35 protein-coding genes and 1 tRNA gene are annotated in these 23,601 nt (G+C 53.0%); 21 read left to right on the top strand and 15 right to left on the bottom strand.

The annotated features are described in order from the left end of the window. Nucleotides 1-57 precede the first annotated feature (57 nt). Nucleotides 58-2,229: an excinuclease ABC subunit UvrB gene (gene uvrB, locus OU789_RS11030; protein WP_274655666.1), complete on the bottom strand. Its 2,172-nt coding sequence runs from the start codon at nucleotides 2,227-2,229 to the stop codon at nucleotides 58-60. 383 nt (nucleotides 2,230-2,612) lie between these two features. On the opposite strand from uvrB, the gene OU789_RS11025 reads away from it, so the two are divergent. Continuing rightward, nucleotides 2,613-2,924 (top strand): ETC complex I subunit, encoded by a 312-nt coding sequence (locus OU789_RS11025; RefSeq protein ID WP_263952416.1) that lies wholly within the window; start codon nucleotides 2,613-2,615, stop codon nucleotides 2,922-2,924. 43 nt (nucleotides 2,925-2,967) lie between these two features. Next, nucleotides 2,968-3,044 (top strand) — tRNA-Arg (locus OU789_RS11020). 63 nt (nucleotides 3,045-3,107) lie between these two features. Here the strand turns inward: OU789_RS11020 and OU789_RS11015 are convergent. From OU789_RS11015 to OU789_RS10965, 11 genes are all read right to left on the bottom strand, one after another. Beyond that, a complete protein-coding gene (locus tag OU789_RS11015) occupies nucleotides 3,108-4,154 on the bottom strand; it encodes a tyrosine-type recombinase/integrase (protein ID WP_274655665.1) in 1,047 nt (348 codons plus the stop codon). Next, nucleotides 4,112-4,318, bottom strand: a complete 207-nt coding sequence (locus OU789_RS11010) for a hypothetical protein (RefSeq protein ID WP_274655664.1) — start codon at nucleotides 4,316-4,318, stop codon at nucleotides 4,112-4,114. Before OU789_RS11010 ends, OU789_RS11015 begins: the two co-directional genes overlap by 43 nt. Continuing rightward, on the bottom strand, nucleotides 4,311-4,862 hold the full coding sequence (locus OU789_RS11005; protein WP_274655663.1) for a hypothetical protein: 552 nt from the start codon (nucleotides 4,860-4,862) through the stop codon (nucleotides 4,311-4,313). Before OU789_RS11005 ends, OU789_RS11010 begins: the two co-directional genes overlap by 8 nt. Then, complete coding sequence (locus OU789_RS11000; protein ID WP_274655662.1) at nucleotides 4,859-5,671, bottom strand: hypothetical protein; 813 nt, start codon at nucleotides 5,669-5,671, stop codon at nucleotides 4,859-4,861. Before OU789_RS11000 ends, OU789_RS11005 begins: the two co-directional genes overlap by 4 nt. Next, the gene (locus OU789_RS10995; protein ID WP_274655661.1) at nucleotides 5,671-6,162 is read right to left on the bottom strand and encodes a hypothetical protein; all 492 of its coding nucleotides are present in this window, start codon (nucleotides 6,160-6,162) and stop codon (nucleotides 5,671-5,673) included. Before OU789_RS10995 ends, OU789_RS11000 begins: the two co-directional genes overlap by 1 nt. Then, the gene (locus OU789_RS10990; protein ID WP_274655660.1) at nucleotides 6,159-6,659 is read right to left on the bottom strand and encodes a hypothetical protein; all 501 of its coding nucleotides are present in this window, start codon (nucleotides 6,657-6,659) and stop codon (nucleotides 6,159-6,161) included. The genes OU789_RS10995 and OU789_RS10990 overlap by 4 nt, the downstream gene beginning before the upstream one ends. Before the next feature lie 176 nt (nucleotides 6,660-6,835). Continuing rightward, nucleotides 6,836-7,324, bottom strand: coding sequence for a Ref family recombination enhancement nuclease (locus OU789_RS10985; protein ID WP_274655659.1), 489 nt, complete (start codon nucleotides 7,322-7,324; stop codon nucleotides 6,836-6,838). After that, nucleotides 7,321-7,701: a recombination protein NinB gene (locus tag OU789_RS10980; protein WP_274655658.1), complete on the bottom strand. Its 381-nt coding sequence runs from the start codon at nucleotides 7,699-7,701 to the stop codon at nucleotides 7,321-7,323. Before OU789_RS10980 ends, OU789_RS10985 begins: the two co-directional genes overlap by 4 nt. Further along, a complete protein-coding gene (locus OU789_RS10975; protein WP_274655657.1) occupies nucleotides 7,698-8,513 on the bottom strand; it encodes an ERF family protein in 816 nt (271 codons plus the stop codon). The genes OU789_RS10980 and OU789_RS10975 overlap by 4 nt, the downstream gene beginning before the upstream one ends. Nucleotides 8,514-8,889: 376 nt before the next feature. Beyond that, complete coding sequence (locus OU789_RS10970) at nucleotides 8,890-9,885, bottom strand: DUF7666 domain-containing protein (RefSeq protein ID WP_274655656.1); 996 nt, start codon at nucleotides 9,883-9,885, stop codon at nucleotides 8,890-8,892. Next, nucleotides 9,885-10,163 (bottom strand): hypothetical protein, encoded by a 279-nt coding sequence (locus OU789_RS10965; protein ID WP_274655655.1) that lies wholly within the window; start codon nucleotides 10,161-10,163, stop codon nucleotides 9,885-9,887. Before OU789_RS10965 ends, OU789_RS10970 begins: the two co-directional genes overlap by 1 nt. 141 nt (nucleotides 10,164-10,304) lie before the next feature. Between OU789_RS10965 and OU789_RS10960 the strand changes: the two genes are divergently transcribed. Beyond that, entirely contained in the window at nucleotides 10,305-11,444 is a 1,140-nt protein-coding gene (locus OU789_RS10960; RefSeq protein ID WP_274655654.1) for a hypothetical protein, read from the top strand. A gap of 168 nt (nucleotides 11,445-11,612) precedes the next feature. Here OU789_RS10960 and OU789_RS10955 read toward each other — a convergent pair whose 3' ends face one another. The 3 genes from OU789_RS10955 to OU789_RS10945 all read right to left on the bottom strand — a co-directional run bounded on the left by OU789_RS10955 (nucleotide 11,613) and on the right by OU789_RS10945 (nucleotide 12,892). Next, entirely contained in the window at nucleotides 11,613-12,017 is a 405-nt protein-coding gene (locus OU789_RS10955; RefSeq protein WP_274655653.1) for a type II toxin-antitoxin system HicB family antitoxin, read from the bottom strand. Continuing rightward, entirely contained in the window at nucleotides 12,010-12,282 is a 273-nt protein-coding gene (locus tag OU789_RS10950; protein ID WP_274655652.1) for a hypothetical protein, read from the bottom strand. The genes OU789_RS10955 and OU789_RS10950 overlap by 8 nt, the downstream gene beginning before the upstream one ends. A gap of 307 nt (nucleotides 12,283-12,589) precedes the next feature. Beyond that, on the bottom strand, nucleotides 12,590-12,892 hold the full coding sequence (locus OU789_RS10945) for a helix-turn-helix transcriptional regulator (RefSeq protein ID WP_274655651.1): 303 nt from the start codon (nucleotides 12,890-12,892) through the stop codon (nucleotides 12,590-12,592). Nucleotides 12,893-12,985: 93 nt separating this feature from the next. Here OU789_RS10945 and OU789_RS10940 point away from each other — a divergent pair, with 93 nt between their 5' ends. The 18 genes from OU789_RS10940 to OU789_RS16980 all read left to right on the top strand — a co-directional run bounded on the left by OU789_RS10940 (nucleotide 12,986) and on the right by OU789_RS16980 (nucleotide 23,592). Beyond that, nucleotides 12,986-13,219 (top strand): helix-turn-helix domain-containing protein, encoded by a 234-nt coding sequence (locus OU789_RS10940; protein ID WP_274655650.1) that lies wholly within the window; start codon nucleotides 12,986-12,988, stop codon nucleotides 13,217-13,219. A 74-nt stretch (nucleotides 13,220-13,293) separates the two neighbouring features. Beyond that, nucleotides 13,294-13,548, top strand: a complete 255-nt coding sequence (locus OU789_RS10935) for a hypothetical protein (protein ID WP_274655649.1) — start codon at nucleotides 13,294-13,296, stop codon at nucleotides 13,546-13,548. A 145-nt stretch (nucleotides 13,549-13,693) separates the two neighbouring features. Next, on the top strand, nucleotides 13,694-14,236 hold the full coding sequence (locus OU789_RS10930) for a hypothetical protein (protein ID WP_274655648.1): 543 nt from the start codon (nucleotides 13,694-13,696) through the stop codon (nucleotides 14,234-14,236). After that, the gene (locus tag OU789_RS10925) at nucleotides 14,233-14,769 is read left to right on the top strand and encodes a GIY-YIG nuclease family protein (RefSeq protein ID WP_274655647.1); all 537 of its coding nucleotides are present in this window, start codon (nucleotides 14,233-14,235) and stop codon (nucleotides 14,767-14,769) included. The genes OU789_RS10930 and OU789_RS10925 overlap by 4 nt, the downstream gene beginning before the upstream one ends. Nucleotides 14,770-14,834: 65 nt before the next feature. Beyond that, nucleotides 14,835-15,542: a helix-turn-helix domain-containing protein gene (locus OU789_RS10920; protein ID WP_446719174.1), complete on the top strand. Its 708-nt coding sequence runs from the start codon at nucleotides 14,835-14,837 to the stop codon at nucleotides 15,540-15,542. A 46-nt stretch (nucleotides 15,543-15,588) separates the two neighbouring features. Next, nucleotides 15,589-15,915 carry a hypothetical protein gene (locus tag OU789_RS10915; protein ID WP_274655646.1) on the top strand — a complete coding sequence of 109 codons (327 nt, stop codon included), beginning with the start codon at nucleotides 15,589-15,591 and terminating at the stop codon, nucleotides 15,913-15,915. Further along, nucleotides 15,912-16,232, top strand: coding sequence for a helix-turn-helix domain-containing protein (locus OU789_RS10910; protein ID WP_274655645.1), 321 nt, complete (start codon nucleotides 15,912-15,914; stop codon nucleotides 16,230-16,232). The genes OU789_RS10915 and OU789_RS10910 overlap by 4 nt, the downstream gene beginning before the upstream one ends. Further along, complete coding sequence (locus tag OU789_RS10905; RefSeq protein ID WP_274655644.1) at nucleotides 16,229-16,495, top strand: hypothetical protein; 267 nt, start codon at nucleotides 16,229-16,231, stop codon at nucleotides 16,493-16,495. Before OU789_RS10910 ends, OU789_RS10905 begins: the two co-directional genes overlap by 4 nt. A gap of 148 nt (nucleotides 16,496-16,643) precedes the next feature. Further along, a complete protein-coding gene (locus tag OU789_RS10900; RefSeq protein WP_274655643.1) occupies nucleotides 16,644-17,027 on the top strand; it encodes a single-stranded DNA-binding protein in 384 nt (127 codons plus the stop codon). Nucleotides 17,028-17,124: 97 nt separating this feature from the next. Then, nucleotides 17,125-17,601: an HNH endonuclease signature motif containing protein gene (locus OU789_RS10895; RefSeq protein WP_274655642.1), complete on the top strand. Its 477-nt coding sequence runs from the start codon at nucleotides 17,125-17,127 to the stop codon at nucleotides 17,599-17,601. Then, nucleotides 17,598-17,759, top strand: coding sequence for a hypothetical protein (locus tag OU789_RS10890; protein ID WP_274655641.1), 162 nt, complete (start codon nucleotides 17,598-17,600; stop codon nucleotides 17,757-17,759). Before OU789_RS10895 ends, OU789_RS10890 begins: the two co-directional genes overlap by 4 nt. Next, nucleotides 17,752-18,111, top strand: coding sequence for a winged helix-turn-helix domain-containing protein (locus tag OU789_RS10885; RefSeq protein ID WP_274655640.1), 360 nt, complete (start codon nucleotides 17,752-17,754; stop codon nucleotides 18,109-18,111). The genes OU789_RS10890 and OU789_RS10885 overlap by 8 nt, the downstream gene beginning before the upstream one ends. Before the next feature lie 5 nt (nucleotides 18,112-18,116). Then, entirely contained in the window at nucleotides 18,117-18,557 is a 441-nt protein-coding gene (locus OU789_RS10880; protein ID WP_274655639.1) for a hypothetical protein, read from the top strand. Further along, nucleotides 18,558-19,121, top strand: a complete 564-nt coding sequence (locus OU789_RS10875) for a hypothetical protein (RefSeq protein ID WP_274655638.1) — start codon at nucleotides 18,558-18,560, stop codon at nucleotides 19,119-19,121. It begins immediately after the preceding gene. A 386-nt stretch (nucleotides 19,122-19,507) separates the two neighbouring features. Then, the gene (locus OU789_RS10870) at nucleotides 19,508-19,978 is read left to right on the top strand and encodes a terminase small subunit (protein WP_274655637.1); all 471 of its coding nucleotides are present in this window, start codon (nucleotides 19,508-19,510) and stop codon (nucleotides 19,976-19,978) included. Beyond that, nucleotides 19,950-21,287, top strand: coding sequence for a DNA-packaging protein (locus OU789_RS10865; RefSeq protein WP_274655636.1), 1,338 nt, complete (start codon nucleotides 19,950-19,952; stop codon nucleotides 21,285-21,287). The genes OU789_RS10870 and OU789_RS10865 overlap by 29 nt, the downstream gene beginning before the upstream one ends. After that, nucleotides 21,284-23,251: a portal protein gene (locus OU789_RS10860; RefSeq protein ID WP_274655634.1), complete on the top strand. Its 1,968-nt coding sequence runs from the start codon at nucleotides 21,284-21,286 to the stop codon at nucleotides 23,249-23,251. Before OU789_RS10865 ends, OU789_RS10860 begins: the two co-directional genes overlap by 4 nt. Then, a complete protein-coding gene (locus tag OU789_RS16980) occupies nucleotides 23,248-23,592 on the top strand; it encodes an HNH endonuclease signature motif containing protein (protein WP_446719173.1) in 345 nt (114 codons plus the stop codon). The genes OU789_RS10860 and OU789_RS16980 overlap by 4 nt, the downstream gene beginning before the upstream one ends. Nucleotides 23,593-23,601: the final 9 nt, after the last annotated feature.

Here is a 23,601-nt window from a genome sequence, read left to right as displayed (position 1 = left end):
CAGTCAGAATAAGTGTTTATTCACAATAGGTGCCGACGCGATTGAAAGCAATTCCGACTAGAATTTTGATTGCGATTTGCCACGATACGTCCGCGTCCCGGCTTTACCCGCTGTGCTGCGCCCTCGTGATTTCACCGCGTCCCGCGAGGCAGCTTCAACGGCGGATTGTCGTGCCAACGGATCATCGGCAATAGTTAGCTCGACACTTTCAAGCCGTTTGACCTCGTCGCGCAGGCGCGCGGCTTCTTCAAACTCAAGGTTCTCTGCAGCTTTGCGCATATCGGTTTTGAGCGCTTCGAGATGAGCGGCAAGGTTTGCGCCAACTTTGGGTGCATCGATCTTGGCGGTGACACGGTTCATATCCACATCGCCATCGTACAATCCGGACAATACATCCTCGACATTTTTACGCACGGTTTGCGGCGTGATGCCGTTTGCCTCGTTATAGGCGATCTGTTTCTCGCGGCGGCGGTTGGTCTCGCCGATTGCGCGCTCCATGCTTCCGGTAATCTTGTCGGCATACATAATCACGCGACCATCAGCATTCCGCGCGGCGCGACCAACGGTTTGGATGAGCGAGGTTTCGGAGCGCAGGAAGCCTTCTTTGTCGGCATCGAGAATAGCAACTAGCCCACATTCAGGGATATCCAGCCCCTCTCGCAAAAGGTTAATCCCGATCAGAACATCAAACGCGCCGAGCCGCAGATCACGCAGGATTTCGATGCGTTCAAGCGTGTCGATATCGCTGTGCATATAGCGCACTTTGATGCCCTGCTCGTGCAAGTACTCGGTAAGGTCCTCTGCCATGCGTTTGGTTAGTGTCGTAACCAGCGTGCGGAAACCGTTTTCGGTTACGCGGCGCACTTCATCAAGCAAATCATCCACTTGCATCTCGACCGGACGCACTTCGATCACAGGGTCAAGAAGGCCTGTCGGGCGGATAACCTGTTCGGCAAATACACCGCCGGATTGCTCAAGCTCCCAGTCCTTGGGGGTGGCAGAAACGAAAATCGTCTGGCTCCGCATGGCATCCCATTCCTCGAACTTGAGAGGGCGGTTATCCATACAGGAGGGCAAGCGGAAGCCGTGTTCCGCGAGGGTGAATTTACGGCGGTAGTCGCCTTTGAACATCCCGCCGATCTGCGGCACGGACACATGGCTCTCATCGGCAAAGACGATGGCGTTGTCGGGGATGTATTCAAACAGAGTGGGGGGCGGTTCGCCGGGGGCGCGGCCGGTCAGGTAGCGAGAATAGTTCTCGATCCCGTTGCAGAACCCTTGTGCCTCCAGCATCTCGAGATCAAATCGGGTGCGTTGTTCAAGACGCTGGGCCTCAAGAAGTTTGCCCTCGTCTTCAAGCTGTTTGAGCCGGACCGTGAGCTCGGCCTTAATCGACTGGATCGCCTGAAGCAGGGTCGGGCGCGGGGTCACGTAGTGGGAGTTCGCATAGACACGGACCTTTTCAAGAACGTCGGTGCGCTCGCCTGTGAGGGTGTCAAACTCCGTAATCGCTTCTAGCTCATCACCAAAGAACGAGAGACGCCATCCGCGATCTTCGAGGTGGCTTGGCCAGATTTCGAGACTGTCGCCCCGGACACGGAATGTACCGCGCGAAAAGGCGTTATCGTTACGGCGATATTGTTGCGCGACGAAACCAGCCATGATCTCACGCTGGTCATAAGTTTCGCCCGCAATCAAATCCTGCGTCATCTCATTATAAGTCTCGGGCGAGCCGATACCGTAAATGCATGAAACGGAAGCAATAATTATAACATCATCCCGTTCGAGCAGGGCGCGCGTCGCACTGTGGCGCATGCGATCGATCTGTTCGTTGATCTGGCTTTCTTTCTCGATGAATGTATCAGAACGGGGCACATAGGCTTCGGGCTGATAATAATCATAGAAAGACACGAAATACTCGACGGCGTTGTCCGGAAAGAAGCCTTTGAACTCGCCATAAAGCTGCGCGGCGAGCGTTTTGTTGGGGGCAAGGATAATCGCGGGGCGTTGGGTTTCTTCGATGACCTTGGCCATTGTGAAGGTTTTACCCGTACCCGTCGCACCAAGCAGAACCTGATTTCGGTCACCTTCGTTTACGCCTGCGGAGAGCTCTTTGATCGCGGTCGGCTGATCGCCCGCTGGTTCAAACTCTGTGTTCATTACAAAGCGCTTGCCGCCTTCGAGTTTCTCGCGGCGGATCGGGGCAGGTTTTGTCACGGGTGCGGTCATTGGCGAATCCTTATCCGGTTAGATTTGATCACTTTTTGTTCTTCTTCAAGGGGCGCGACCGACTCTGAGCGAGAAGTTAATGGATGCTTTCTGCTTTAGGGAGAGTTTTAACTATAAACAATCAGCTTAAGTGCGATTTCCCTTTGTGTTTGCGGTTTGTTCGGCCCTAGACTGAACTGGTAAACAGCAGGCCGGCTGCCGACCTGCCCGCACCACCCACCCCACCCCTCACTCCAAGGGCTGGTCGGCAGCCAAATTTACGTCTCCAGTTTGGGGGCTTTCTTAGTAAATTTCGACAGATGCGGCGCTTCGTCTGCTTTCTTGGGCTTGCCATCGGCGCAGAATCTTTGCCATAACGACGCCAAGGTTTTAAGGAGATCGCAATGCGCGCCCGTATTTATCAGCCAGCACGAAACGCCATGCAATCCGGCATGGGCAAAACCAAGACCTGGGTGCTTGAGTTTGCGCCTGCCTCGGCCCGTTCGGTTGATCCGCTGATGGGGTGGACGAGCTCGAATGACACGCAGAGCCAAGTGCGCCTGAAATTCGACAGCAAGGAAGCCGCGCTTGCTTATGCTGAAGATAATGGGCTCGAAGCTGTTGTGATGGAGCCGAAAAACCGTAAACCTGTGATCCGTCAGGGCGGCTATGGCGAGAATTTTGCCACCAACCGTCGCGGTGTCTGGACACATTAACGATTTTCGGCTGCTAAGTGGCAGCCAATACAAACAGAACTACGGTCCCGTAGCTCAACTGGATAGAGCACCTGACTTCTAATCAGGGGGTTGGGGGTTCGAGTCCTCCCGGGATCGCCACTACCTATATAAGCATCTGATTTTGTTGCGTTTATTTTGCAAAGTTGGAACTAGTTGGAACTTTCACCCATTCGTTATCACTTTGCGCAGGTCGGCTGATTTGGAATAGCGGTCGGCCTCGGTCTTTGTTTCGTGGCCCAAAATTGCCATGCGTTGTTCGGGGGTTGCGCCATTCTCTTTGAACATCGACGCGCGGTATTTGCGGACGCCATGCGCTGACAGGTCCGGCAATCCGGCGGCGGTGCATGCGCGGGAAAACCAGCTTGCAGCGGCTTTGTGTGATCGGGGCTTGCCGTGGGTGGTGCAGATGAAAAGCGAGAAGTGGCGTTTTGTCTGCGCTGCTAGGGCGCGTTCTAGGTCGTCGGTCCAGTCGAACCATTCAGGGGCTACAAGGCCGCTAAAGGGCGCTGTGGCCATGCTGTGAGACTTCTTGCGGGTGTAGGTTAGCCAACCATCTTCAACCATATTTGGGCCAAGCGCCACGGCGTCACTGATAGCCGCACATGAGCGATAGAGAACTTCAAAGGCAACACGCTCTTGCGAATCTATCGGCCAGTAAGCGCGGAATGTTCTAACATCGTCGTGCGTCCAAGCCTTAAACCCCGTTGATTTAGCGGCTTTGCGCTTTCTAACCTCAATTGCGGGATTTGTCGGAATAAGGCCGAACTCATGCCAGTAAGCGCAAAGTGAGCGCCAAACCTTCAACCGGCTGTTTGCGGGGTGCGGTGTGAATTTAGATATGTCTGCGCGGATGTGCTGCGATTGCAGACCTGTTAGCGGGGCGTGTCCATATGCTTCGCGCAGTTTCAGGCTGATTCTACGCCATAACTGCTGACTTGATGGAGCCAGCGCGTTGAAGTTGTCGGAGCGCAAATAGCGGTCGATTGCATCGGCGGTTGTGCCTTCAATGCCCATTAGCGTGGGTGAGGCTGGCAGCTTGGCAAGCAGGGCATATGCTTTGAGAAAATCAGGGTGTTCCATCGGCAAATCGGGTAGGGGCTTCCCCTTTTCACCTTTGGGTCGGAAGTAATAGCGAGGGTTGCCACTAGGCCATTCGCCGGAGCGGTTCAGGTGCTTAAGTTTGACGCCCTTACGATTGCCTCGTCCCATTCGCTTGCTTCTCCTTTGGTTTCGGTTCCGGGAAATGTTACCTTAAGGGGCACGATAACGCGGCTTTTCCCTTTTACCACTTCAACGGCGTGGCACCCCTCTTTTTTGGCAGCGCGAATGACGCGGGATATTTCGGCCTCTGTAAGCCCGTGAATTTTACCCATCATCGCCTCCTTTATACAACGCCAGTTCCATATGACCCGCCAAGCCGTGCCATGTGGTCTCGACGTGCTTGATCTGCCGCCTAAGCAGGTCGTTTTCTTTTTCAAGCTGCTCGACTTTGGCTTTCAGCGCTTCCACCAGTTGCTTTATGGTGGCGTCTTTCGCGCGCCTCTCGAATGAGCCATTACCTTGTCTCCATGCATCCCAGCATTCCGAGCAATAGTCGGCCACACGCGAGAGCGACGAGGATTGAAATAATTGTCGGCAGTTCGGGCATACGCATTCGGTGGTCATGTTGGCTCCCCCCGCGTAGAAGTCGATTTGCTCCATCATATGAAGCGGGAAGAGTTCGGAGTTCTGCCCATCATGGAACGTGACAACAGCCACGTCATACCAGCCCATTGGGCCAGCAAGTTGGGATACCGTTATAGCTTCAACATTCTCGTTGAGGTTCACGGAGTATCCGATTTGACCTTCTTGGTTCTGCGGACCCCAAACAGCCTCAAGGCGCTGACCTTGTTTCAAGTGGGATTTATGCGGATTCATGTCGGCTCCTTGGGGGTAGTTGGCCCGATGAACGTCATGCCATGTTCATCGCAATAACGGTGGAAAGCAGCTTCATGATCCTCCCCTGCGATCATAGTAATCCCATGCCCGACCGTGCCGCCTTTCCATGACCCTTTGCGCTCCCCTGTCTCGCTTGAAAAGCGAATATCTAGGGAGCGGACGATGCGGCGCTTGCGGAAGAGGGATAGCCACTTAAACCAGCCAGTTCCGAACTTGTGTTCGTACTCTTCGATACGTGTTTTTGCGGTCAGCCTTTCCCCATCAAAATCATCGAAGATGAAGTCTACTGTCGAGACAGCTTCTTGCTTCTTCCGATGCTCTCGATAGTCTTCGATGGGACGTGAGCCAACATGGGTGTCTGTATAGGCAAGCGCACCCTCGGCATCGTAATAGCGGTTGGATATAAACCGCCATTGCGTCCAAGGCAGAAAGCAACCCCATCGCTGCTCTGTGTTGCTGTCGTGGGTTACGCGCCCAAGAGATACGTCGAGGTGGCCGTCGCTTATATGGATACCGTAGGCTCGGCTTCCTGTGTACCAGTAACCGCCCTGCGGGTTATCACTCCAATCGTAATGAGATGTATCCACCCATTTCCGCCAAGGTTTAATGATCTGTGGGAGAGCCGTAATGAAGGTATAGCCAAACAGGCTAACTCTTAGGCGGCACCCTGTGTATTCATCTCCGTCCCCAGAATCGAGAATGGCGCAGATGTGTTTGTAGCCTCCGTTCTTTGAGAGGGTGAACGGGCCAAAATATTTATCGTTATCGCTCCAGCGAATAGGTTGCATCACGCACCCCCTTTCAGCGGCCCGTATTTCAGGCGGTATTCGGCGCGTTCTTTAAGAAGGCGCTCGGTTTCGGGGTCAGGCTCCAGACGCGCACGAATATCGGCTTCGTGGTGCGCTTGGGCGGCGGCTTCGGCGTCGGACAGGTCGCCGTCTACGTCAAAGACCGGCTTGGACACATCGCGCCAGAAACCCCAGTAAACGTCGCCGTATACGTCAACACCCGCTTCGTACTTCACCCCAAGGACGGTCGATATTACACTGAAATCGTCGTCGGGGTTAGGCACCCATTCCAACGGCTTCACCTTGACGGGGCGGCACTGGTCTTTCTCCACCAGATCACCTGCGCGGACAGCAGCGACCAAAACCGCTTTAGCAATTTCTGTTGCGCCTCGAATTGTCGGCTCCCAACAACCTTCTGCTTGATCTCTGATTTCCTCGACGACCGCGAAAGACACGGCATCGCTCTCGGACAGTTTGCTTAGGTCAGTCATGACTTCAGCCCTCCCAACTTCGCAGCGCATTCAAACATTTCTTTGAACGCAGCCCGCGAGCCAGCGAGTGACCAGCCGGTAACTTTCCCGCCGTCAGCATCGTTGAGCGTGATTGCGTTGCCGTTCACCAAGTCTTTAAAGAACTCGGTTGTGTCGTCGGCTTCTATTGTTGGGAATGTGAACGCCATAGAACTTTGGTCCCAATGGGCATCATAAAGCGTCCATTCTGAACGATCGATTTCGAAATTCGCGTCGAAAATCTCGTCAAACCAAAGGTCGTATTCGGCATTGAAAAAAACGTACATTTGGAGCGATTCATCATCCCAAACAACGAAGTCGAGCGAGTGGCCGCTATTATTCATGCTGGACATGGAGCAGCCTTCGCCAGAATCCACATCTGCATAAGAAACGTCCCATGCTTTATAGGTGGCGATTGGGTGGATCTCGGCGGCGGCTGGTGTTGCCAGTAACGCGGCTAGTGCAAAAATGCGTTTCATTGTTGTTCCTCCGTTAATACTTTGGGCGCTTCGATAGCCGCGCCAATTTCTGCAAAAAAAATCATCTTTGAAGTCGCATGGCGTTCCGAACATCTTCCAGCTACCGTCAAAAAATTGAGCGGGGATTAGGTCGTATTCGTCTTTGATGCGTATCCAGTAAAATCCGTTTGCGCGGGTCATGCGATTGCCCTCAAGAAAATTAGAATGGTGATTATGGCCGTGAATATCGCCAGCGCGACAAGGTGACGCTCTGCGGTCAATGCGCGTTCGGCCTGAACCTGATTGGCGTTAAACTCTATTCGCCGGCACAGGTTTGCGATGTGCGTATCTCTTGCTAGCCGTTCTTCGGTCCATGAAATCCAATCGGTGTCGGCGCCGTAGCTTTCCCGCCATGATTTAGGCTCGCGGTGAATGGCAACCTTGCTCGCGTCAAACATTCCGAGGTGGTGGCCTTCGCAGAGCGGGATTGTCATGCTGTCCGGGGCGCGTCTGGTACTGTGACGGCCCATAATGCAATGATGCACTTGTGTCGGGCTGTTTTGCGGCATTCCGTATTCAAGGCAAATGCAGCAATCCAACTCAGCAACGGCAGCAAGCCGGGCTTTGTCTTTGGATTGCTTTGGCTCTTTCAGCCCAAGCGGGGGAAGGTTGGCAAGATTGCTCATTGTGTCGGGTCTTTCAAAGTTACGCCGTTTTGCGCGGCCCAAGCTTCAATGAAATCCATCAACTCGCCCATTTGCTCTTTGTTGAGTTTCGAGGACTTGAAGCCAGCCGGAAACCAATCGCCCGAAAGCCCTTGCATAAAGGCGACCTCATGGCCGCAAGCATCCATGAAAAGGCACTTCCATTGATCGGGCGAATACTTCTGCCCGTTGTGCGTTGCCTGTGATGCCACATCGGTGAGCATGGCCCACATGCGATCGTTCTGCGGGATGGTGCGCTTTGGCTTGTAGAACTTCACCACGACGCCAGCAGGGGCGTTATCAACCCAATGGTGCGCCCTCTGGTTATCGCGGGGCAGTATGACGGTTGGAACGGTCATTGACCCGCCCCGTCCTTAATTTCCATCAGCCGCAATTCGTAGGCGTCAATCACCTTCATGTGCAGTTCAGGAAAGCGTTCTTCTAGCCCCTCAATGATAGACGCGCGGCGGTCCCATTCGTTGGAAATCTGGCGCTCGCCTTTCATCCTCTTGAATTGCGCAACGAGGGCGTTTGCTACAGCTTCGGCCTTTTCCTGCGGCGTGGCATTTTCGGGCAGTTCATCGGTGATGGTTGCAGCCCAAGAGTATTGCTTTTTGGGGGCGCTATCGACGGGCGCTCCTGTGGCCCGTCCATCGTCTTCAACGTCATTCCCAAGGGATAGCCCTAGAATAGCCTGTGCGGTGTATCGCTGGCCGTATGTCTGGCTTGAGCCAACCGATTGAACGGCGTTTTTTGCTCCGCCCGTGTCGCGCGGCAATGCAATGCTTGTTGTTTCAACGTGGCCCGATTTATGCATGAGTTTCGCGGTAACAACCACGTCAGTGCCAACATCAATTGCAAAGGTGAGCGCCAAGCCGTTTTCCGAAAGGACGGGGCGCGTCAGTTTGGTGATATCTTCAAGCGTGGCGTAGGGCTTGTTATTGTGGCCCTTGCCGTTAAGCGGGATTGTTGGCAGTTCCGCGGTTGCTTTAGAGAACGCCGCGGCAAACGCTGCTCGCGCTTCGGCTGCTTCGTGCCGCTCTTTCATGTCCAGCATTTTTTCCAGCTTGGCCAAGTCGCTGCTTGGGTCCAATGCAACGCGCTCAATCATGCTAACCATTGGGTCAGCGGGAAGCGTTTCAGCGGTGTCTATCTTGGCGACCTTGCTCATTGTGAAAACCTTTCATATTGCGCCGCGTCATATGCGGCCTGTGCAATTGCTTTTGTTGCGATTGAGCCGATGAATGTTCCGATCAGAGCGGCGGCGATTAGGGCGCAAACCCACTTCGCAACGGCTGCAATCCTTCGGTTGCGCTGGCGTCGATTTAACTCCTCGTGCAAGCGCCCAAATCGGTTAAATCGTGCGGGAATTTTTGGGCCTCCGAGGGGCTGGTAGGATAGGGGGATAAACCCCTCGGAGGCGTTTGGCGTGGCCGGATTGCCAGCGCCATTCCGCGAGTGTACTGAACAAACAATTTCACTAGTTACGTGAGTGGGAGGAAACTCGGCTCGCAGAATTTCGGGTGTTGGTTTGTGGTTTTGCGGGGTCATTGGTCATCCCTCACAAGAACTCCGCCTTTGCAGACGTACCAAGTATCAGGCTCGATACCGTCTTTTCCAACGATACCGCAGGCGTTACTTACGATCTTTCCGCCTGCCCACTCTTGAGCAAACAGACCTCCGCTTTGCGCCTTAACCTTACTGCCTACCCCCGCAGCCATTGCGGTTGATTGGTCGCCCGTGGTTGCAGCGTGCGCCCCGTAGCCCGTGGTTGCAGCGTGCGCCCCGTAGCCCGTGGTTGCAGCGTGGGCCCCGTAGCCCGTGGTTGCAGCGTGCGCCCCGTAGCCCGTGGTTGCAGCGTGGGCCCTTGTGTCCGTGGTTGCAGCGTGCGCCCCGTAGCCCGTGGTTGCAGCGTGCGCCCCGTAGCCCGCGGTTGCAGCGTGGGCCATTCTGCCCGTGGTTGCAGCGTGCGCCCCGTAGCCCGTGGTTGCAGCGTGGGCCCTTGTGCCCGTGGTTGCAGCGTGCGCCTCGTAGACCGTGGTTGCAGCGTGCGCCCCGTAGCCCGTGGTTGCAGCGTGGGCCCTTCTGCCCGTGGTTGCAGCGTGCGCCTCGTAGACCGTGGTTGCAGCGTGCGCCCCGTAGCCCGTGGTTGCAGCGTGGGCCCTTCTGCCCGTGGTTGCAGCGTGCGCCCCGTAGCCCGTGGTTGCAGCGTGCGCCGAAATCAAACTCTTCAACACGGCAACTGAACGCTTCACGAAATCTGATAGTGAAATTTCTACGTCAACCGTGATTGAGGCGGATACCAGCTTATCACCTTCAGTCTTAACTTCGCCTAGAGTGACTTCGCAATATCGTGTAAGCTCTCCGTTTTCTGAAATTGGCGGGTAGTAACCCCAAACAGCGAAAGGACTATCTTCTGCGCAAGCATGAAAGCCGCTTTCGCATGGTTTAATCTCGCCCTTGTGCTCGTATGTCTTGCCGACTTCGTACTGAAAATCACGGCACGTAAGATCGGAGTTGAAGCCCTTAATAGCTTTAGCCATTACGCGGCCTCCCCAATGATGTTGCTGATCGGCAGGTCGCGGTCGATGCACTCGTAAACGTACTCGTCGCGGAAATCGCTTGTGATTTCGCGGGTGATTTCCAACTCGCTGTTGCCAATATCAAACTGCATCATGAATGCGCGGGCTGGCTGATCGTCGCCGATAGCATCGCAGTAATTGCTATATGCAAGGTCGCGGTCTGCGGTTGCATCGCCAGCGTTGCCGATACCGTTTTTGCCGTAGTCTGTAACGACGAAGTAAAGCGTGTTGAGTTTCATTGCCTATCTCCCAAGCAGTTCGTTGCTGTTGGGTTATTGATACATGTTGTGTATCTAGGCGTCAACAATAAAATTCATAATGTGTATCAAATATTTCGACACGCTCGAATCGGCGTGGTAGAAAAGGGGAGAGGAGAGGCCATGAATGTATTGAAGAATCAAAGCGCCAACGGCCAAGCTGAAGTTGTCCATCATGTAGAAGGTGACGACTTGGCAAGCTATCCTGTACGCGAGTATTCAAACCGACAAATAGCCGAAGCGGGAAAGATGCTTCGCGAACCTCTCCCATATACTGAAGAGGCGGTAGAGGTATTCCGTGTTGCTCATAATTGGCGCAATTCCCATGCCTACCCGATGTATATTGAGAAGGCTCGATTAACCCGGCTTTCCAATGGGGCGCTTACCGCAGGGCGTATCAAGCGAATGGCGTCGATCAGGAAGAAGTTGGCGCGGACCTCAATATCTCTAAAGCAAATTCAAGATCTCGCAGGGATTAGGGCGATTGTTGATGATATAGACGCTGTGAGGGCGATTGAAGCCAGATACACAGAGGGAAATCGTCGCGATACGATCAAGAAAATAAACGACTATATCGCATCCCCCAAGCGCGGCGGTTATCGTTGCTTGCATATGGTTTGCGCATTTGAAGGGGGTGGCAGGGGTGAAAAGTACCACGGCCAGAAAATAGAAATACAGGTGCGCACAAGTTTGCAACACGTTTGGGCGACAGCGGTTGAGGCTATCGGTTCGATGCGCGGAGAAGACCTTAAGGCAGGGGAGGGCAGTAAGGATTGGTTGCGCCTCTTAGAGCTTATGTCCGCGCAATTTTCGGAGGTTGAGGGCGAGCCGGTGAGTGAGTTCGTGCCGCAATCGTCAAGTGAGCGCACCGAAGAACTTAAGGCGCTATCGGTCAAGCTGGACGCGATCAATCATTTAGAAACGTATCGCAAAATTGTTAATATCTCTGAGGGCAGAAAGACAAATAGCAGCAGCTACTTTCTGGTTCACATGAATGCAGAAACCGGTGATATTTCAGTGAAGCCGCAAGTTTCTTTTATGCGTGGTGTCGAGGGGTATCAGCGATACATCGACACAACCGAAAGCAAGCAATCAATTCTTGTCTCTGTGGATAGCGTGGACGCATTGCGGGCCGCATATCCGAACTATTTTCTTGATGTTGCGCGTTTTCTGAAGGAACTGAAAATAGCAACTATGGGCGAAAAGCGTAGCATCTCTATGACGGAGTTAGACTTGAGTTTTTTGAAAGATGCCCGTGAATAAAGGTGCTTTCTTTGCCCACGTCATGCCGCCGGAAATTAAGAGAGTAAGAAAGATTTACGAAAGGTTTACGAAAGTACGAAAGGCTTTTACGAAAGATGGAAAAGCAATGACCCCACCGAAGCGGGGCTAAATAGTAATCTACAAATAGTTTAAGCGGTTTTCTATTACCTAGTGGATGGGGGCTAAGCGCGTAGCCTTCGCGCGGTCTGCTAGAAGGCCCGCAGACTTAGGCAAATCAGATTGTAGCTTTTCAATCGCTTGCTGAAGAACATCTTCAAGCGTTTCAATATGCTTGTCAGCCGACTGCGCATAATCAATCGTAGCTTTGAGGGCGTCCAGAAGATGTCCAACCTTATCGACTGTCTCGTTTGCAGATGAGCCAGGAGCAGGAATCTCTACTTCTCGATCTGTTTGGACCTCCATCCATGCTTGAAACGCGTCTTTCGCGTTCTCAAGGGCTTCTTCAGGGGTATCACCGTCAGACATGCAGCCCGGTAGATCGGGGTATGTGGCGAGATATCCACCGCCATCTTCGTCGTCCAGCGGAAGGATAACGACTGGATAATCATTCATTTTCGCTCTCCTTTTTCTTTGTTACCTCTATATGAGCATCAATATAGCCCACAAGCTTCTTAATATATAGTGATCTAATTGGGCGCTTATAAGGCACACAAAGCGAGTCACGCAACACAGGGCTAGACACAACATAGTGACTGCTGCCGTTAGGTTTGCGAACTTCCAACCCCATCTGTGCGCACAGATTTTCGACTTGTGCAATAGTCCAATCGTCGCGCGGGTTGTCCCGCATCTTTTCTAACAGGGGTTTCTTTTTTGCCATTTTGGCACTTTCCCCGCGCTTTCGGGATTCGTCAACCGGCTTCACAGGTCGGCACCACATTTTGTTTTTCAATCATTCAGAATCAATATCTTGCGTGAAATCTCATGATTTTGGCAGTTAGAAGGCTTCCCAAGCGTCAAGTGTTCGCTGTATGTTCTAATTGCCAAGTGAGAGAATCCTGCTCGGTTGAACACCTCGAAGCGCCTCACAATAAAATTGATAAGCTGCCAAATGTGAGGAAACGGTATGAGTGACGAAGAAATGAAGGTTTTTATTACCAACTTAACCGACGAGGAGATTGACCGGGTTATTCGGTTGGCTCTGTTGGCTCTGTCCGAGCAAGGCGAAGAATCGTAAAGATTTCGTCGCGTTTTGCCTCTGGTATAGACTTAAACAGGGTTAAAACCTGGTCTTCAACTTCACTTCGATCACTGAATATCTGTGAGAGCGTCACACCTAAAGCTTCTGCGCATGCCTTATAGGTTCCCAGTTTGGCGCTAGGGTCTTCTGTTTCGGCCCGCTGAATCGTTGGCTGACTGACATTAATCAGTTCCGCCAGTTCACGCTGGTTTAGGCCGCGCAACTCTCTGTAATGAGACAAATTATTCATGTCGTGATCTTGCATCAAAGCGCGACCCTCATCAAATACACCACGTGAATTTTAAGTCTTGACCCATTGATACATGATATGTATCTATAAGGCATGGCAAACAAATCAAAACAGCAAACACTAGAAGGCTATCTCCAAGAAAAAGGGGTTAGTCAGCGCGATTTTGCAGCTCAAGTTGGTAGCTATCAAAGCGTCATCTCGCGACTTCTTCGCGGAACGCTCCGGCCTAGCCTTGACCTTGCTTATCGCATCGATGTCGCAACAGGCGGCGCAGTTGGCATGTCCTCTTGGGCAGAAGCCCCACAAACACAGAAGGAGGCCAGCTAATGCCAGCCTCCTCCCAATCCATAAAAAACAAATCTTCCGTTCCACGTTCTAAACATAGGAAGGGAAATATCTGTATGTCTCCAAGAAAGTTTTCCGAGCGTTCTGCCGTTCTTTCTTACCGCCAGCATTTTGCAATCGTTTGGCAACAATTCATTCAGGACAATTTCGAAAGCCCCGCGCATGTGGCGCATGTTTTCAAAGTAGACCCGACAACCGCCGAAAAGTGGTGGGCAGGAAGCCACGCCCCGCAAGGCTGGGTGGTAGGTCAGGCTATGTCCAACCCGTCAACCCGTGACGCTGCAATCCGCTCATTCTCCGAGGCTCTCTGATGCGGTTTTTACGGTGGGTATTCAAACTAGAAATCACGGTTGCAATGCACCTTGGTGCGCTTGGCCGTTGGTGGGGCGCGTCTGCGGCTCATCGTCTCGGAAAACTTTCGGGAGAACGTTCAATTAATCAACGCGAGGTCGAGCAATGAACGCGCCAGCAGTAATCCCAACGGAAACACTCCCTGCTTTGATCGACAAGGCCACACAAGCTCTAGACAGCGCCAGAACCAGCGCAGAGGTGCTTGAAGCCCGTGACTTTGCACGCACCGCTTATGATGCAGCAAAGAGTGCAGGTCGCATAGCAAAGGCTAAGCAAGCGCACGACAGCATTATTTCAGAGGTTCACCGCGCACAAGGCCACGCGCTATCTATTCGCGCACGCGCTGAAATCCGGCTCGCTGATGAGTATGATGCCGCGCAGGAGCGGGGCGAGGTGGCGAAAGCCGGAGCAAACCAGCACGAGGTCGTTGTATCCGCCAACGACCTTGGTTTGCGCCGCGATGAAATCCACGAGGCTCGCAAGTTCAGGGACGCTGAAAAGGCAAGCCCTAACGCGGTATCTAGCGCCATTGAAAACATCATTGAGCGTGGTGAGGAGCCAACCCGCGCCGCGCTGCGCCGTAGCGTTCTAGCCGCCGTTGATGATGCCAAGCGCGTGGCCGAATACCGGATTGGGGTGCAGTCGTGAGTAAAGGTTTTGTTTACGTTCTCAGTAATCCATCAATGCCCGGACTTGTTAAGATCGGCAAGACGACACGGGAAGTCGAGTCTAGGGCTAACGAACTGTACTCAATCGGCGTTCCCGTTCCGTTTGTAATTGAAGCTCAATTCTCGTCGCCCGATTGCCACCAGCTAGAAGAAATGGTGCATAATTGCCTTTGCGATCAGAGGGTTAACTACAGCAGAGAATTTTTTAACGTTTCCGTTTCTGATGCTAAGAGGCACGTAACTAATGCGCTTACAGAGCAGGTTGAGGAACTTGTTTCTGAATATATGCCAAATCATATCATCGCTGAAAGTTGGGAGGTTCTCGACGTAGCGAATGTCTACCCATCCGTTAAGGAAACGGACCTTAAGATTCATCAAATCACTGAGGCCGTATACGAACTCACAGCGGACGAGATAAAGCCCGCCGTGGAGCGATACTTGAAGAAATATGCCGATCAAGCGCGAATAGAAAACGCAGATCAGGACTTATCTGATGCGCAGGTGCTGCAATGAGCAATGTGGTTACAGGCATGGCGCGGCAAAAGGTTCTCGGCTCCCCAACTCGGAAAATCGTTCTGATGTTCATGGCCGACTGCGCAAGCGATGATGGTTCGGGGATTTGGACTAGCAAATCTCATATGGCCGCTGACTTGGAAATGTCAAAGCGTACCGTTCAAAATGCCATAACTCAGATGATCGAAATGGGCATCATTTCAGAGACAGGAATCCGCAAGTGCAAGAACGGTTTCACGAAGGAATATCGCATCAATCTTGCGGCTCTTTCAGCCCTAAAATCGACCCGTGCAGGAGATTCACCCGTGCAGGAGATTCACCCGACGGGTGCAGGAGATTCACCCCAAGGGGTGCAGGAGATGCACCCAAACCATCCTTTAACCATCCATGAACCACATAAAGAAGAAACTAAAGTTTCTAAGAAAGCTGCGGCGACTAGAGCCACTTCCATTCCTGAGGATGCAGTCATTACCGAAAAGCATTTCGAGTTAGTCGAAAAGCACGGCCATTCTCGGCAAGAAATCGAAGCGCAGTTTCAGAAGTTCAAAGACAACGCTTTGGCCAATGGCCGGACTTACAAAAATTGGGACGCAGCGTGGCGCAATTGGTTCGCCAGTCCTTACTTTTCAACTCTAACCGGAGGGGGCCGAAATGAATTTGCCCGCAAAAGCACAACCCAAAACGCGAGAAGCGTATCTCGAAGCGATCCAGCCCTTGAGCGCATCGCTCGGCTTGCAGGACTTAGCGAAGCACAAGGCCATGGTGGCGCTTGAGTTGGAAGTCGTTTCTTCAAAGATTGACCGCTTCGGATGGTCGCAAATGTCTGACGCGCTGAAAGACCGCCTTGTTTCGGATTGGATGGAAGCGCTGAAAGATTATTCACTCGAAGAAATTCAAACGGCGATCAAACAAATTCAAGCTGACAAGCCGAAGGATGCGACCAACGAGGAAGTTGTTGCAAAGCGCATCGTGGCAAACCGTGGTCGGAAGCTGCGCATGCTACCGAAGGCTACGCAACCGGCACCAGAACCGGAAACCGTGACGCCAGAGCAGAAGGCAAAGACCGAGGAAATTCTAAACAGCTTTCTCAAACGCGCTCCTCGCAACCACGCGGAATCCGTCAAGCAAGCAGGGGGCGAGCAATGACCACCACCCGCGAAATCATCGAAGCCGTGGCGGAATATCGCGGCATTCCTGCGAATGACCTTCGATCGACTAAACGCAAGCGCCCTGTGGCTCACGCTCGGCAAGAGGCATTTTTCATCGCAAAGAAGGCAACGGGCCTAAGCCTTCGACAAATCGGGCGGCACATCGGCAACCGCGACCACACCACAGTTCTGCACGGGCTGGCAGCGGTGAAATGCCGAATGACTGACGCCGATTACGCAAAAGAGGTTCACGACATGATTTGCATGGCGGCTCCAGAGCGTAAGCCGGTTTTCAAATCAACGAGGGCGAAATGATTACAGCCGACACAGCAACACCCGAAAGCGTCGAGGCTGCTCTAAATGAGGCGTTCAGCATCGCAGAGAAAAGCCTTGAGGTTCAGAAAATGGCGTCATTCGGAAACTATCAAACCCGCAAGCAAGCCTATTACGACAAGTTCGTAAATGACGGTTTAACCGTTCGGCAAATCTCCGACCTTTTCGGCGTGTCATATCAGGCGGTGCGCTCAGGGCTTCATCGCATGGGTATCACCAGCCGCGACCGAGGAACGGGCCAATGACCCCACACGGCCATTCATACCTAATCACCCGCATAGCCCGCGCTCCGTCAGTCAAGACGCTCCGGCAAATCCGCGACGACTTAGCGGACGGGTATCGAACAGACCCAGAAATCAAAACAGCACTTTTGCAAAGAGAGAAGGAATTGACGTGCAAAAACTAATCATCGCAGGAAACGTTGGGAAAGACGCCGAATTGCGCAGAACACAGAACGGTGACGCGGTTCTTGGTTTCTCGGTGGCCGTGGATAACGGCAAGGACAAGAACGGCAACAAGCGCGAGACGACGTGGATTGACTGTTCGGTATGGGGCAAGCGCGCCGAGAGCCTCGAAAACCACATCAAGAAAGGCATCAAGCTGACGCTGGAAGGTCGCCCCACGGTTCGCGAGCATAACGGCAAGGCATATCTCGGAATGAGCGTGAACGAACTGACATTCCAAGGCGGCGGATCACAGGGCAGCAACCAAGGCCAGCAGCAAGGCAGCGCGCCCGCTGGTGGGTACAGCGGTATCGAGGATGCTATTCCATTTTGATTTGTTAAAACAAGGACTTAATGCTAAAATGTGGTGAACGGGAAGTGTTGGAAGCGCCCCCGTTCACCTAGACACAATAGCCGTTGGAGGGCCGATTATGTCCACAAAACTGGTAACCCAAATGTTGCCCGATTCACAACAACATTCATCTTTTAAGGGGGAAGTCTGGAAGCCTGTTCCCTCTGAATATGGGGTTTTAGCTAGCAGCGAGGGCCGCATTTTATTACCGCCGAGTTATGCACCGATGAGTAACGGAGGATTCCGCGCGTACTTTCCAAAGCCTCGTTATGGGCAAATATCGAGAGAGCATCGAACTGCGAAACATACATACCGTATTATTATGGTTCGTCGTGAGGGGGAGAATGCTCGACAATCTCCCCGGAAAGTTCACCAGCTTGTATGTGAGGCGTTTCATGGAGTTAAGCCCTTCAATGACGCCGTTGTAATCCACATTGACGAAAACGCACACAACAATCGGCCCGAAAATCTACTTTGGGGAACACAAAAGGAAAACCTCACAAAATACCGCACGCGCCACAAGCAAGAGAAGCAATCCCCAGAGGTGCGCGTATGACCCCACAGACAGGATACACGCCACTACGCGATCGCGAGATTGATGCAGCCAGCATCGAAGAACTATGCCGCCCTATTTCAGCAAAGAAGCAGCCCTTCGCGGCTCGCTTCACGCTGGACGGTTCGGAGAAAACACAGGGGCAGGACAGCCATGAGTAAACTGGAATATATCATCGAAAACGCTTTTCGCATGGAAGCCCACACCTCAACGCTATTCGAGGCAGAGATAGGCGCGAGGATGAAGAAATCAGCGCCCAAGCGCCCGCGCTCTTGGTATCCGAAAATCGTAGGCGATCAAAAGCCCTCGGCAGCTCGCATCCAAATCCTAGACGTTCTCAAGCGGGACGGACGGGCCACGGTGCGCAGTATCGCAAACCAAATCGACATGGACCCGCGCGGTGTGTCAGGCCACATCAGCCGCATGATTGACGCGGGCCTTGTTGAGCAAGAGGGCGTGAAAAGCAAAGGCTTCGCAGTTGATACGAGACTTTACCGAGCAGTGAGGCGGTGAGCGCTATGTTTGCATTTCTTTCAAGCAAGTCAGCAAAAGCAAAAGAAGATAGAGCGCGATCAAGGGCGGAGCAGGAAAGAGCAAATGCGGTGGTTATCTACCCAGACTTATTATCTGTCAGCCTGACACTTAATGATTTTTTGCCGGATGGGTGGCTAATTGCAGAGGCCCCACAACCATCAAGAATATTGGAATTGTCGGTTTTCGGGCAGGTTGTCGCACTTTTGCGCGCAGAAGAATATCAGCGATTGAATGAACAATTAATTTTCGTTGACCAGAGCGACTTTGCAAAATGGACGCTTCCCGGCTTAACCGACAAAGACAAACGCGAAATAAACGAAATCCTCGCCCAAGCAAACGAGGCGAGAATAGCCTGCGACAAGGCCGAAGAAGAAAAACGGCTTGTGGCGGTTCGGGCTGAAATCTCAAAGGCAAAGGGGCAGTAAATGGCAAAGCGTAAAAAAAAGCGCATCAAAAAATCATCGGGCTATCGCATCCAAGCCCGAAAAGAGGTTTCGCTTGCAGGGCTAGAGGGCAAGGTGACGCTATCGGATCTCGGCTTAAAATCACCAGCGGCGCAGGAGCGCATTATCGTTGAAGATGCTGTTTGGTTCGACGATAAGGGCAACCGCGTAAACCCCAACGGCGTAAAGCGGGCCCGGCGCGTATGCTGGCTTGAGGTCTACTACAAGCGCGGGGAAATATCCAAGCGGGCCTTTGCAGCGGGTGACAGCCTACAGAAAGCGTTTGAAGCCACAATGCGCGGCCCTGACGCAATCAAGGCGGTGCAGGTTGATAGCACTCCAAAGCCTGACGCCAATATCTCGGTTACAATCGATCGGCAGTCAAAATATCACGCGATTGCAAAGCACATCCCGCAAAACTATCGTGTGTTCATTGATCGGGTGGTGATCGACAACGAGCCAATCAACGTCAAAGGCAGGGCGCGGGAGCGTTACGCGCAACACCTTTCAGCGGGCCTTGAGATTTTAGCGGAGGCGTTGGATTAGTCCGAAGCGCCGCATTTGGACGTTGGAAAGCAAAAGCGCACAACATATTGACGGAACTTCTAAAACGTGTTTTTAATATAATCAACGGAACAGGCGCGGCGGAAACAGTTGCGCCTTTTTTGATTCAGGCGCTTGGGATTGGGAATTGCCCGGTCGGGCGCTTGGATTATCTCAAGACCCTACCAAGGGCAGCGGGATTGATCACCCGCCTTCTAATTCAGTCGGCATCCTCTCTTAGAAGCCCGGCCGCGCTTCTCTAACCCACATGCTTTCACACAGAGTTAACGCCGTGCCGACAAAGTGCATGTTTGAGCGGCGAATGTAGGGATGCGGTCAAAAACAACACAACAAGCGAAAGGCCAGCCCACAAGGGCAGGTGATTGCATATGTCTAAGCGAGATAAACTGACCGAAAAGCAAGAGGCATTCGCGCTCGCTTATTTTGAGACAGGGAACGCGGGGGAAGCATATCGTCGCGCTTATGATGTGGAGGAAAACGCCCGCGATTCATGGATATACGTTGAGGCCTGTCAGCTTCTTGATAACCCTAAAATAGCCCTAAAGCTAAATGCCCTCAGAGAGCAGGCGTCAGAACTTGCGATTTACAACGTTCTCCAAGCAAGCGCGGAATACGAAGCCGCAAGGTCATTGGCAGAGCAGGAAAAGAACCCTTCAGCGATGGTCGGAGCCATTTCGGGGAAAGTGAAGCTATTCGGGTTAGAAGCTCCAAAAGCATCAAGGCACGAGATTACCGGCAAAGACGGCGGCGCAATCAAAACGGAAGAAGTGGGGCAAGGCGCAGCAAAGCTGGCTTCATTCTTAGAGAATATTGCAGAGCGTAGCGGAACAGATAGCTAACCTCCCCCCCGATGAGCGGGCGCAGGCGCTATCAAAACTCTCCGATGCGGAGGCCGAGGCCCTTCTTTACGATTGGCGCGGCTTTCTGGCGAGGCCGGACCAGATCGCACCGGATGGAGAATGGGATATATGGCTATGCCTCGCGGGTCGTGGCTGGGGGAAAACCCGAACAGGGGCCGAATGGGTCAAGGAACAGGTAGAAAACAACACGGCTGACAGAATAGCGCTTGTCGCTGAAACTGCAGCTGATGCTCGTGACGTGATGGTTGCGGAACTTCTGCGCATCTTTCCTAAGCATGAGCGCCCTGTTTATACGAAATCAACAAGAAGCGTTGAGTTTTACAACGGAGCAAAGGCGTTCACCTATAATGCGGTTGAGCCTGACCAACTTCGAGGCCCGCAACACTCCGCAGGCTGGCTCGATGAGATAGCCAAATGGCGATACGCGCGAGAAACGTTTGACCAGTTCCAATTTGGTCTGCGGCTTGGCTCACACCCAAGGCAGATCATCACCACCACCCCAAGGCCGATTGAGTTAATCAAGGCGATTGTGGGCGGCCAGGAAGGCAAGGTTCACGTCACGCGCGGCTCAACGATGGATAACCGCGCAAACCTCGCTAGCAGCTTCCTTGAGCGCATACAGCGCCGATACGCGGGAACGCGGCTTGGGCGGCAGGAACTTAATGCAGAGATACTTGGAGACTTGCCGGGGGCTATTTGGTCGCAATCGGTAATTGATACATTCAGAGTGTCGGAAGCGCCGGAAGTGGGTCGCACGGTTGTTGCGGTAGACCCTGCGGTGACAAACACAGAAGAAAGCGACGAACACGGCATTATCGTTGCAGGCATCGGGCCGGATCAAGCCGGATACGTTTTAGAGGACGCGAGCAGATCAGGAAGCCCCGCAGATTGGGCGCGAGAAGCTGTTTCGCTTTACCACAAATATTCGGCTGACGGCATTGTTGTTGAGGTCAACCAAGGCGGCGACATGGTGGCGCACACAATTCGCACAATCGCCCCGAACGTTAACATCATTGAGGTGCGGGCAAGTAAGGGCAAGCACGTCCGAGCAGAGCCTATAGCGGCGCTATACGAACAGGGCAGGGTTCGCCACGTTGGGCAATACCCAGAACTAGAAGCCCAAATGACGCAATTCACGACTGAAGGCTATCAGGGCGACAACTCGCCCGACCGCGTTGATGCGCTGGTGTGGGCCTTCACAGACTTATTCACCGACATGGTTGAAACCGTGCCGGATGTTTCGCGCTTTTACGGTTCGGGGCGCAGTAGAGGGTTTTTGGCCACATGAACAAAGATGATATTCTAAGCGCCGCCCGTGGCCGCATGTCAGAGGCCGCCGAAGCTGACACAGATAACCGTGAGAAGGGCCTAGACGATCTCAAAATGGCTACTGGCGAGCAGTGGCCCGAAAATGTGCGCGAGGAGCGCGAGGCGGACGGGAAGCCTTGCATCACAAACAACTATCTGCCGCAGTTTGTTCGGCAGGTGACGGGCGATCTGCGCCGCATGAATCCGGCAATCAACATTTTGCCAGCAAGTGAGAACTCTGACCCAGAAACGGCGGAGACAATCGAGGGGCTAATTCGCCAAATCGAGTACCGTTCAGATGCAAGCACAGTTTACGAGCAGACAGCGGAAAGTGCTGCAGCAAGTTCAATCGGATGGTTTCGCATCCTGCACGACTACGAAGATGATGAGAGTTTTGACCAAGAAATTCTAATCAAGCGTATTCGCAACCCGTTTTCTGTGTATTGCGACCCGGCAGCAGAGGAAGCGACCCGCTCAGATGCGCAGTACGTGTTTATCACCGAGCAAATGAAGCTGGAGGAGTTTGAAAAGCAATTCCCCGACAAGAGTGCAGTTGATGTTGAACATGACGGGAATACAGATGGCCTTGAACATTGGCAGAATGGTGGCAAGGTTGTTGTTGCTGAATATTACTGGAAAGAGCCTATTACCAAGACCATTTGGCAGATGGCTGATGGTTCGGTCACAGACAAAGAGCCGCAAATTCCGATGGACAGCCCCCGCAAGCGGGAAGTCAAAACACATAAACTCATGTGGGCAAAAATCAGCGGTGCGGACATTCTTGAAGGGCCGCAAGAGCAGGCGTCAAAGAGTATTCCTGTAATCGCCGTAACTGGCGAGGAATGGCACGTTGGCGAAGATGTGCGCCGTTCAAGCGTTATCCGCTACGCCAAAGGCCCGCAGCAGCTTTACAATTATCATTCGTCGGCATCGGCTGAATACGTGGCTTTGCAGCCTAAAGCGCCATACATCGGCACAGTGAAGCAGTTCACGGGCCTAGAAAGCCTATGGAACGAAGCCAACACGAAAAACCGCCCGTATTTGCCATATAACCCTGACGAGAAGGCACCAGGCGCACCGCAGCGGGCAACACCGCCAGTTTCATCGCAAGGCATCATGCAAGAAGCCATGAAGGCCGTCGACGACATGAAGGCCACAACGGGCATTTATGACGCGGGGCTTGGCAATCGATCGAATGAAAGCAGCGGAGTAGCAATCCGCCAGCGCCAAATGGAAAGCGATGTCGCGACTTCGATTTATTCGGACAACATGGCCAAGGCGATTGCTCAATGTGGGCGCGTCATTCTGGAAATGCTGCCCAAGATTTACGACACGCAACGCATTATTCGCATTCTCGGCAAAGACGACGAACAGAAAATGGCGCAGATCAACGGCAAGGTGATAACTCAAGAGGGTATCCAGCCAGTTAACGATTTTTCATTCGGAAAATACGATGTGCGCGTTTCTGTTGGGCCTAATTACAGCACAATGCGCCAAGAGACAGCCGAAGGCATGATGAACTTTGTCAGCGCCTTCCCTGCGGCGGCTGGTGTTACAGCGGATCTCATTGCCAAAGCGCAAGATTGGCCAAACGCGGACCAATTCGCAGAACGCCTCAAGAAAACACTTCCGCCCGGCATTCGTGACGACGACGACCTGACGCCAGAAGAACAGCAAGCGGCCATGCAGGCGCAACAAGCGCAGCAGGCCCAAATGCAGCAGCAGTTGCAAATGCAGCAAATGGAAATGCAGAAAACGCAATCCGAAGGCGTTGAGGCCACGGCAGACGCTCAAAAGGCGCAGCTTGAGGTCGAAGAAAAGCGGCTGGACATACAGGAACAGCAAATGGAATTGGCCGTTAAGTCTGGCCAGATGAACGAGGCGATTGGACAGATTGTCCAGCAAGAAGTCGCCCGGGCGCTGCAAAGCGTATTTGCCCAATGAGGGCGCACAGAGTCATTTGGGCGATGTTTTACGGTAGATGGCCCGCAAAGGATATCGACCATATTAACGGAGACAGGACGGACAACCGTATCTCAAACTTAAGACATGTGTCGCGCGCCGAAAACGCAAGAAATTCGTCGAGAAGCTCGGCAAACACGAGCGGCCGGACAGGCGTATATAAAGTCAAGAAGAGTGGCAAATGGAATGCCCGAATACGGGTCGACGGTCGGTTTATTAACCTCGGCTTTTTCAAGGAATTCGAGGCGGCGTGTGCTGCCCGAGCAGTAGCTGAGTCCAAATACGGGTTCAGCGCGCGGCATGGTTCGCCGCGCAACCATTAAGAGAAAACA

The organism is Halocynthiibacter sp. C4 (assembly GCF_028823805.1).
Taxonomy (GTDB): Bacteria; Pseudomonadota; Alphaproteobacteria; order Rhodobacterales; family Rhodobacteraceae; genus Falsihalocynthiibacter; species Falsihalocynthiibacter halioticoli.
Note: the sequence above shows the minus strand (reverse complement) of the source record. Positions and strands in the feature narration are given on the sequence as shown.

What these genes read in the sequence shown, in the direction of transcription:
- OU789_RS10870 (WP_274655637.1), top strand. Translation starts at nt 19,508, where the DNA reads ATGTCTAAGCGAGATAAACTGACCGAAAAGCAAGAGGCATTCGCGCTC.
- OU789_RS10980 (WP_274655658.1), bottom strand. Translation starts at nt 7,701, where the DNA reads ATGACCGTTCCAACCGTCATACTGCCCCGCGATAACCAGAGGGCGCAC.
- OU789_RS16980 (WP_446719173.1), top strand. Translation starts at nt 23,248, where the DNA reads ATGAGGGCGCACAGAGTCATTTGGGCGATGTTTTACGGTAGATGGCCC.
- OU789_RS10920 (WP_446719174.1), top strand. Translation starts at nt 14,835, where the DNA reads ATGTTCATGGCCGACTGCGCAAGCGATGATGGTTCGGGGATTTGGACT.
- OU789_RS10945 (WP_274655651.1), bottom strand. Translation starts at nt 12,892, where the DNA reads ATGAATAATTTGTCTCATTACAGAGAGTTGCGCGGCCTAAACCAGCGT.
- OU789_RS10885 (WP_274655640.1), top strand. Translation starts at nt 17,752, where the DNA reads ATGAGTAAACTGGAATATATCATCGAAAACGCTTTTCGCATGGAAGCC.
- OU789_RS10875 (WP_274655638.1), top strand. Translation starts at nt 18,558, where the DNA reads ATGGCAAAGCGTAAAAAAAAGCGCATCAAAAAATCATCGGGCTATCGC.
- OU789_RS10930 (WP_274655648.1), top strand. Translation starts at nt 13,694, where the DNA reads ATGAACGCGCCAGCAGTAATCCCAACGGAAACACTCCCTGCTTTGATC.
- OU789_RS11005 (WP_274655663.1), bottom strand. Translation starts at nt 4,862, where the DNA reads ATGAATCCGCATAAATCCCACTTGAAACAAGGTCAGCGCCTTGAGGCT.
- OU789_RS10990 (WP_274655660.1), bottom strand. Translation starts at nt 6,659, where the DNA reads ATGAAACGCATTTTTGCACTAGCCGCGTTACTGGCAACACCAGCCGCC.
- OU789_RS10940 (WP_274655650.1), top strand. Translation starts at nt 12,986, where the DNA reads ATGGCAAACAAATCAAAACAGCAAACACTAGAAGGCTATCTCCAAGAA.
- OU789_RS10975 (WP_274655657.1), bottom strand. Translation starts at nt 8,513, where the DNA reads ATGAGCAAGGTCGCCAAGATAGACACCGCTGAAACGCTTCCCGCTGAC.
- OU789_RS10960 (WP_274655654.1), top strand. Translation starts at nt 10,305, where the DNA reads ATGAATGTATTGAAGAATCAAAGCGCCAACGGCCAAGCTGAAGTTGTC.
- OU789_RS10965 (WP_274655655.1), bottom strand. Translation starts at nt 10,163, where the DNA reads ATGAAACTCAACACGCTTTACTTCGTCGTTACAGACTACGGCAAAAAC.
- OU789_RS11015 (WP_274655665.1), bottom strand. Translation starts at nt 4,154, where the DNA reads ATGGGACGAGGCAATCGTAAGGGCGTCAAACTTAAGCACCTGAACCGC.
- OU789_RS10955 (WP_274655653.1), bottom strand. Translation starts at nt 12,017, where the DNA reads ATGAATGATTATCCAGTCGTTATCCTTCCGCTGGACGACGAAGATGGC.
- OU789_RS10950 (WP_274655652.1), bottom strand. Translation starts at nt 12,282, where the DNA reads ATGGCAAAAAAGAAACCCCTGTTAGAAAAGATGCGGGACAACCCGCGC.
- uvrB (WP_274655666.1), bottom strand. Translation starts at nt 2,229, where the DNA reads ATGACCGCACCCGTGACAAAACCTGCCCCGATCCGCCGCGAGAAACTC.
- OU789_RS10995 (WP_274655661.1), bottom strand. Translation starts at nt 6,162, where the DNA reads ATGACTGACCTAAGCAAACTGTCCGAGAGCGATGCCGTGTCTTTCGCG.
- OU789_RS10915 (WP_274655646.1), top strand. Translation starts at nt 15,589, where the DNA reads ATGTCTGACGCGCTGAAAGACCGCCTTGTTTCGGATTGGATGGAAGCG.
- OU789_RS10880 (WP_274655639.1), top strand. Translation starts at nt 18,117, where the DNA reads ATGTTTGCATTTCTTTCAAGCAAGTCAGCAAAAGCAAAAGAAGATAGA.
- OU789_RS10910 (WP_274655645.1), top strand. Translation starts at nt 15,912, where the DNA reads ATGACCACCACCCGCGAAATCATCGAAGCCGTGGCGGAATATCGCGGC.
- OU789_RS11000 (WP_274655662.1), bottom strand. Translation starts at nt 5,671, where the DNA reads ATGCAACCTATTCGCTGGAGCGATAACGATAAATATTTTGGCCCGTTC.
- OU789_RS10890 (WP_274655641.1), top strand. Translation starts at nt 17,598, where the DNA reads ATGACCCCACAGACAGGATACACGCCACTACGCGATCGCGAGATTGAT.
- OU789_RS10860 (WP_274655634.1), top strand. Translation starts at nt 21,284, where the DNA reads ATGAACAAAGATGATATTCTAAGCGCCGCCCGTGGCCGCATGTCAGAG.
- OU789_RS10905 (WP_274655644.1), top strand. Translation starts at nt 16,229, where the DNA reads ATGATTACAGCCGACACAGCAACACCCGAAAGCGTCGAGGCTGCTCTA.
- OU789_RS10895 (WP_274655642.1), top strand. Translation starts at nt 17,125, where the DNA reads ATGTCCACAAAACTGGTAACCCAAATGTTGCCCGATTCACAACAACAT.
- OU789_RS11025 (WP_263952416.1), top strand. Translation starts at nt 2,613, where the DNA reads ATGCGCGCCCGTATTTATCAGCCAGCACGAAACGCCATGCAATCCGGC.
- OU789_RS10985 (WP_274655659.1), bottom strand. Translation starts at nt 7,324, where the DNA reads ATGAGCAATCTTGCCAACCTTCCCCCGCTTGGGCTGAAAGAGCCAAAG.
- OU789_RS11010 (WP_274655664.1), bottom strand. Translation starts at nt 4,318, where the DNA reads ATGGGTAAAATTCACGGGCTTACAGAGGCCGAAATATCCCGCGTCATT.
- OU789_RS10935 (WP_274655649.1), top strand. Translation starts at nt 13,294, where the DNA reads ATGTCTCCAAGAAAGTTTTCCGAGCGTTCTGCCGTTCTTTCTTACCGC.
- OU789_RS10970 (WP_274655656.1), bottom strand. Translation starts at nt 9,885, where the DNA reads ATGGCTAAAGCTATTAAGGGCTTCAACTCCGATCTTACGTGCCGTGAT.